Here is a 5643-nt window from a genome sequence, read left to right as displayed (position 1 = left end):
CGGCGACCTCGACGCGGCGGCCGCCGCCGACGGCGCCCGGCACGACTTCGGCACGGCCGGGGTGGCCCCGGTGGTCCCCACCCCGGGCAAGATCATCTGCATCGGCCTGAACTACCGCAACCACATTCTGGAGATGGGCCGGGACCTGCCGCAGCACCCGACGCTGTTCGCGAAGTACCCCGAGGCCCTGATCGGGGCGGGCGACGAGATCCAGCTGCCCCCGGAGTCCGACAAGGTCGACTGGGAGGGCGAACTCGCGGTGGTGCTCGGTCGCCGCGTGCGGCGGGCCTCCGCCGACGAGGCCCGTGCGGCCATCGCCGGGTACTCGGTGCTCAACGACGTCACCATGCGCGACTACCAGTACCGGGCGCCGCAGTGGCTGCAGGGCAAGACCTGGGAGAACAGCACCCCGCTCGGCCCGGTGCTGGCCACCCCGGACGAGGTGCCCTCCGACGCGGCGCTGGTGACCCGCGTGGACGGGGACGAGGTGCAGCGGACCACGATCGACGACCTCGTGTTCGACCCCGTCGAGCTGGTGCGCTACATCTCCACGATCGTCACGCTGTCCCCCGGGGACGTCATCGCCAGCGGCACCCCCGGCGGCGTCGGGCACGCCCGCACCCCCGCGCGGTACCTGTCGGCGGGGCAGACGCTGACGACGTCGGTCGACGGCATCGGCGAACTGGTCAACGTCGCGGCCACGGAGCGGGTGCCGGAATGAGCACCCCGGAGGACGTGGCGCGCGAGGAGCTGCGCAGGCGGCAGGGGCCCGGCGCGCGGTACGACGCGCCGAACGCCCCGGCCACGCAGCTGTCCTGGGCGCGGCGGGGTACCGCCTACTTCGCCCGGGAGCTGGCCGGGCTGGCCGATTCCGAGCTCGACGCGCCCAGTCTGCTGCCGGGCTGGTCCCGGCGGCAGGTGATCGCCCACGTCGGGTACAACGCCCGCGCGTTGACCCGGCTGCTGGAGTGGGCGCGCACGGGTGTCGAGACCCCGATGTACGCCTCGCCGGAGCAGCGCAACGCCGAGATCGAGGCGGGGGCCACCTTGCCCGCACGGGCGCTGCGCAGCCTGTTCGCGCACTCCGAGACGCACCTGAACGTCGAGTGGCGCGACCTGCCCGACGCCGCGTGGGACGCCGAGGTGCGCACCGCGCAGGGGCGGCTCGTGCCCGCGCGGGAGACCGCGTGGATGCGCACCCGCGAGGTGTGGATGCACGCGCTGGACCTGGACACCGGGGCGAGCACGCGGGACTTCCCGGAGGACCTGCTCGACGAACTGTTCGCCGACGTGCTGCGGTTCTGGCAGCGGCGCGGGGAGCAGGTCGATCTCGTCCTCGCGCCGCACGGACGGTCGGAGACCGTCCTCGGCGCGGGCGGCACCCGGGTCTCCGGCGCGCTGCCGGACCTCGTCCGGTGGATCACCGGGCGGGGAGCGCGCGGGCTGACCCGGGACCGCGGCGACGAACTCCCGACGATCCCACGCTGGTTCTGACCACCACGTCGGGTCCGGACACCACGCACCACGAGATTCCCGGCCCACCGGGCACCGCCGACGAACCGGCGGCCCGGTGGGCCGGTGTCGTCCGGGATGGGCTCGGGACGAGCCGGATCAGGACGAGGCGGCAGCGGTGTCGGCCCGGTCGTCCCCGCTCGTGCCCGTCCGGCCGCGGCCGGGGATGAACGCCGCGATCCCGAGCGCGACGAGGGCGGCGAGGCAGCCGATGCCCATCACGATCCGGAAGCCGGTCTCCGACGGCACGCTGGTGTCGCCGAGGGGGACGGTCATCCGGGCCAGCACGGCACCCGCCACCGCGCTGGAGGTCGACGTGCCGATCGAGCGCATCAGTGTGTTCAGACTGTTCGCCGCGGCCGTCTCGTGCACCGGGGCGGCGTTCATGATCAGGGCGGGCATCGCCCCGTAGGAGAGCCCGATGCCGGTGCCCACGATCGCCGACACCAGGGCGAGTTCCCACACCGACGACATCAGCACCAGGCTGACGCCGTAGCCGGTGGCGACCACCGTCGCACCGACCATGAGCGTGACCTTGGGACCCGCCGCCTTCGAGATCCGGGCCGAGACGGGTGCCATGGAGACCATCGCCAGCCCGGACGGGGCCATGACGAGTCCGGCGTAGAGCATGGTCCGGCCCAGCCCGTGGCCGGTCTCCTCGGGCAGTTGCAGCAGCTGCGGCAGCACCAGCGACATCGCGAACATCGCGAAGCCGAAGATCACCGACGCGGCGTTGGTCAGCAGTACCTGCGGCCGTGCGCTCGTGCGCAGATCCACCAGCGGCGCGCGGGAGCGCAGCTCCCACCAGCCCCACACCAGCAGCACCACCACCGCGGTGGCGCCGAAGGCGAGGGTGCGGGGCGAGGTCCAGCCCCACGCGGCGCCCTGGGAGATCACCAGCAGCAGGCACACCAGCGCGACGGACAGCCCCAGGGCCCCCACCAGGTCGAAGCGCCCCCCGGTCCGCACGGACGACTCGGGCACGAGGGTCGCCACCAGCACTCCGGCGATCAGGCCGAGTCCGGCCGAGGTCCAGAACAGCAGGTGCCAGTCGGCGTGGTCGGCCAACAGCGCGGCCAGGGGGAGCCCCAGCGCACCGCCCACGCCGAGGGAGGCGCTCATCAGCGCGATCGCCGAGCCGAGCCGCTCGGCGGGCAGTTCGTCGCGCATGATGCTGATGCCGAGCGGGATCACCCCGGCCGCCAGCCCCTGCAGGGTGCGGCCCAGCACCATCGGGGCGAGCGTGTCGCTGAGCCCGCACAGCACGGACCCGGCGACCAGCAGGCCGATGCTGAGCAGCAACATGCGGCGCTTGCCGTACATGTCGCCCAGCCGACCCATCACCGGGGTGGCCACCGCCGCGGCGAGCAGCGTCGTGGTGACCGCCCAGGCCGCGTTGCCCGCCGAGGTGTGCAGCAACCGGGGCAGGTCACCGACCAGCGGGACGATCAGGGTCTGCATCAGCGAGACCACGATCCCGGCGAAGGCCAGCACGGGCACGACGACACCGGTCGGGGGCGCCGATGTCCGGGGCTCCGCGGTGAGAGCGGTGGACATGGAAGCGGACCTTCCCTTCGTCGGGGGCACGATTCGCCTCTGACGAACCGATTAAATCAAGCGCTTGACTTAACGTAGCAGCATCCGGAGGATGGGCGGCGACACGGGTGACAAGGGAGGTCGTGATGGTCGACGGCGACAGTGGTCAGGTACTCAGCTATCCGATGCGCGGCGAGGGGCCGCTCGATCCGCCCGCGGAGTGGGCGGATCTGCGTCGCCGGTGCCCGGCCGCGACCGTGCGGCTGCCCAGCGGGGACGAGGCGACACTGGTCACCCGGCACGCCGACGTCAAGCAGGTCCTGTCCGACCCGCGGTTCACCCGGCCGCTGCCCGGCGGTGGCGGCGCGCGGGTGGCGGACAGCGAGTCCGGCGGGGTGTTCAACACCGAGATGGCCGCGACGATCCCGCAGTTCGGCGACGAGCACCAGCGGTGGCGCCAGCGGATCGGACGCTGGTTCACCGCGAAGCGGATGGCCACCCTGCGCCCGCGCATCGAGCGGAAGGCGGACGAACTGATCGACGCCATGGTGGCCGACGGTGCACCGGCCGACCTCAAGTCGGCCCTGGCGTTCCCGCTGCCGGTGTGGGTCATCTGCGACATGCTCGGCGTCCCGGACTCCGACCGGGGCCGGTTCTCCCACTGGTCGGACACGTTGCTGAGCATGACCCGGTACACCCAGGCCGAGATCGACGCGGCGCAGGCCGAGTTCGTCGAGTACATGCTCGCCCACGTGCGGGCCATGCGGGCCGATCCGGGCGACGACCTGCTCAGCGAACTCGCCGCGGACACCGAGACCACGTTCTCCGACGGTGAGCTGGTGGCCACCGGGCAGTCGCTGCTGGTCGCGGGGCACGAGACGACCGCCAACATGATCGGCAAAATGGTGGCCATGCTGTTGGCCGACCGCACGCGCTGGGAGCGGCTGTGTGCCGAACCCGCCCTGGTGCGGACCACCGTGGAGGAGGCACTGCGGTTCGACGCGAACTCCGGCTTCGGCATGCTGCGCCACCTCGACGACGACCTCGAGATCGCGGACACCGTGCTGCCGGAGGGCACCACCGTGGTGTGCAGCATGGCCTCGGCCAACCGCGACGAGGACTTCTTCACCGACGCCGACGACATGACGCTCGACCGCAGCCCGAACCCGCACCTCGCCTTCGGCGCGGGCGGACACTCCTGCCTCGGTCAGGCGCTGGCGCGCACGGAGCTGCAGACCACGCTGGAGGTGTTGCTGCGCCGCCTGCCCACCCTGGAGCCGGCCGTGCCGGTGGACGAGCTGCGCAGGCTCGACGGGCTCGTCGTGGGGGGCCTCGAGGAAGTGCCCGTGCGATGGTGAGGTCCGAGACCGACCGGGCCGACCGGCCGGAGCGCGCGCACACCACGCGGGAGGCGATCCTCGACGCGGCGGAACGGCTGTTCGCCGAGTACGGCGTGGCGTCGGTGTCCAACCGGCAGGTCAGTGAGGCCGCCGGGCAGGGCAACAACGCGGCGGTGGGCTACCACTTCGGCACGAAGGCCGACCTGGTGCGGGCGATCGTGCGCCGGCACATCGGTGCGATCGAGGACATCCGCACGCGGCTGGTGGCCGAGGTGGGCGAGTCCACCGAGCTGCGTGACTGGGTGGTGTGCCTGGTCCGCCCGCACGGCGAGCACCTGGCGAGCCTGCCGCAACCGACCTGGTTCGCGCGCTTCGGGGCGCAGGTGATGACCGACCCCGCCCTGCGCCCGATCATGGCGGAGGAGTCGCTGGGTGCACCGTCGTTGCGGCAGGTGATCGACGGTCTGAACCGGTGCCTGCCGCACCTGCCGCCGCACGTGCGCGCCGAGCGGGACGGGATGGCCCGGCAGCTGATGACGAACATGTGGGCCGAGCGGGAACGCGCGCTCGCGGACGGCGAGGTCACCGACCGGGCGAGTTGGCACGACGCCACGGTCGGGCTCGTCGACGCCCTGGTCGGCCTCCTCCAGGCTCCGGTGACCCCCACCGGTGACACGGCCGCCACCGGACGTGGCGGCGGACACACGACAGGAAGGACGAAGAACCGATGAAGGTCGCGGTCGACCAGGACAAGTGCTGTGGCGCGGGTACCTGCGTGATGCTCGTGCCGGACGTGTTCGACCAGCGCGACGAGGACGGCGTCGTCGTCCTGCTCGACGAGCAGCCCCCGGAGCAGCTGCACGACTCGGTCCGCGAGGCCGTCGACATGTGCCCCGCGGGTGCGATCGAGGTGGCCGGAGCCGAATGAGCGTACCGTCCCGGGTCGCGGTGGTCGGTGCGTCGGCCGCGGGTCTGGCCACCGCGGAGGCGCTGCGGCGTCAGGGCTACGAGGGCACACTGACCCTGCTGGCCGACGAGCCGCACGAGCCCTACGACCGCCCACCACTGTCCAAACAGGTGCTCAGCGGTGCGTGGGAGCCGGACCGCGCGCGGCTGCGCAGACCCGAGGCACTGTCCGCACTGGATGCGGAGTTCGCGTACGGCGACGCGGCCGTGGGGCTCGACGTGGCCGACCGCGCGGTGCACACCGCCTCGGGGCGGGTGGTCCGCGCGGACGCGGTCGTGCTCGCCACAG

General features: G+C 72.8%; 7 protein-coding genes. 6 read left to right on the top strand and 1 reads right to left on the bottom strand.

Annotation, left to right across the window (positions count from 1 at the left end; genetic code table 11):
- The coding region (locus ACTIR_RS24200; RefSeq protein WP_052583945.1) for a fumarylacetoacetate hydrolase family protein at window positions 1–721 on the top strand (721 nt) is incomplete at its 5' end.
- The gene (locus ACTIR_RS0118330; RefSeq protein ID WP_026455373.1) at window positions 718–1494 is read left to right on the top strand and encodes a maleylpyruvate isomerase family mycothiol-dependent enzyme; all 777 of its coding nucleotides are present in this window, start codon (window positions 718–720) and stop codon (window positions 1492–1494) included. The genes ACTIR_RS24200 and ACTIR_RS0118330, both read left to right, overlap by 4 nt.
- 117 nt (window positions 1495–1611) lie before the next feature.
- Here ACTIR_RS0118330 and ACTIR_RS24195 read toward each other — a convergent pair whose 3' ends face one another.
- Window positions 1612–3069, bottom strand: a complete 1458-nt coding sequence (locus ACTIR_RS24195) for an MFS transporter (RefSeq protein WP_052583944.1) — start codon at window positions 3067–3069, stop codon at window positions 1612–1614.
- Between the two features lie 125 nt (window positions 3070–3194).
- Between ACTIR_RS24195 and ACTIR_RS0118320 the strand changes: the two genes are divergently transcribed.
- The 4 genes from ACTIR_RS0118320 to ACTIR_RS24190 form a co-directional block, all read left to right on the top strand.
- The gene (locus ACTIR_RS0118320; RefSeq protein WP_026455372.1) at window positions 3195–4406 is read left to right on the top strand and encodes a cytochrome P450; all 1212 of its coding nucleotides are present in this window, start codon (window positions 3195–3197) and stop codon (window positions 4404–4406) included.
- On the top strand, window positions 4400–5119 hold the full coding sequence (locus tag ACTIR_RS0118315) for a TetR/AcrR family transcriptional regulator (RefSeq protein WP_026455371.1): 720 nt from the start codon (window positions 4400–4402) through the stop codon (window positions 5117–5119). The genes ACTIR_RS0118320 and ACTIR_RS0118315 overlap by 7 nt, the downstream gene beginning before the upstream one ends.
- Window positions 5116–5316, top strand: a complete 201-nt coding sequence (locus tag ACTIR_RS0118310; protein WP_026455370.1) for a ferredoxin — start codon at window positions 5116–5118, stop codon at window positions 5314–5316. The genes ACTIR_RS0118315 and ACTIR_RS0118310 overlap by 4 nt, the downstream gene beginning before the upstream one ends.
- Window positions 5313–5643 (top strand): FAD-dependent oxidoreductase (locus tag ACTIR_RS24190; protein ID WP_034240906.1); only part of this gene is annotated, 331 nt, incomplete at its 3' end. The genes ACTIR_RS0118310 and ACTIR_RS24190, both read left to right, overlap by 4 nt.

The sequence above is a fragment of the Saccharomonospora iraqiensis subsp. iraqiensis genome, assembly GCF_000430445.1.
GTDB classification, from domain to species: Bacteria; Actinomycetota; Actinomycetes; order Mycobacteriales; family Pseudonocardiaceae; genus Saccharomonospora; species Saccharomonospora iraqiensis.
This window is presented reverse-complemented; position numbering and strand designations above follow the sequence as displayed.

Coding starts and splice junctions, on each gene's coding strand:
- ACTIR_RS0118320 (WP_026455372.1), top strand. CDS start 3,195: ATGGTCGACGGCGACAGTGGTCAGGTACTCAGCTATCCGATGCGCGGC.
- ACTIR_RS24195 (WP_052583944.1), bottom strand. CDS start 3,069: ATGTCCACCGCTCTCACCGCGGAGCCCCGGACATCGGCGCCCCCGACC.
- ACTIR_RS0118315 (WP_026455371.1), top strand. CDS start 4,400: ATGGTGAGGTCCGAGACCGACCGGGCCGACCGGCCGGAGCGCGCGCAC.
- ACTIR_RS0118330 (WP_026455373.1), top strand. CDS start 718: ATGAGCACCCCGGAGGACGTGGCGCGCGAGGAGCTGCGCAGGCGGCAG.
- ACTIR_RS0118310 (WP_026455370.1), top strand. CDS start 5,116: ATGAAGGTCGCGGTCGACCAGGACAAGTGCTGTGGCGCGGGTACCTGC.